The sequence below is a fragment of the Cloacibacillus sp. genome (genome assembly GCA_036655895.1).
Lineage (GTDB): Bacteria > Synergistota > Synergistia > Synergistales > Synergistaceae > JAVVPF01.
The window spans coordinates 83,692-84,240 of record JAVVPF010000005.1; the positions used below are offsets into that span (position 1 = coordinate 83,692).

1 protein-coding gene is annotated in these 549 nt (G+C 58.5%); it reads left to right on the top strand.

Annotated elements, in window-relative coordinates; translation table 11 throughout:
- Window positions 1-549 (top strand): amino acid permease (locus RRY12_03060; GenBank protein MEG2183635.1); only part of this gene is annotated, 549 nt, incomplete at both ends.

The following is a 549-nucleotide window of genomic DNA, read 5'->3' on the forward strand; positions in this document are numbered from 1 at the left end:
ATAGCGGCGGGCGGCCTCATTTTGACGGCGATACTTCTGAACATGCGCGGCATAGAGCTATCCGGCAAAAGCCAGCTCTTTATTGTGAGCGCGATAGTCTTTATTTTGCTCTTTGTGGTAACGACCTCGTTCGGCGAGGTGCGCGCGCGCAATTTTCTCCCCTTCATGCCGCACGGCGCAGCATCGGTGGGGCGCACTATGTCGCTGCTTTTCTTCGCCTTTCTCGGCTGGGAGATGATAGGCCACCTTGCGGAGGAGTTTCGCAGCCCGCGCCGCGATATCCCGATAAGCCTCGGCGCGGCTTATGTCACGGTCAACATAATCTATTTTATGATAGCCTTCGTCATCGTCGGCAGCGGCGTCTATAAGACCGGCAATCCGAACACTGCGATGGTGACGCTGATAGGCGCGAGCCTCGGACATTCTGCCGCCGCGATGGTGGGGCTGCTTGGCTTCGTCGTCTGCTACTGCCCGGTGCACACCTATATCGCGGGCTTTTCGCGCCTCATCTACGCGCAGGCGAGAGAGGGCTATTTTCCGGCGTGGCTC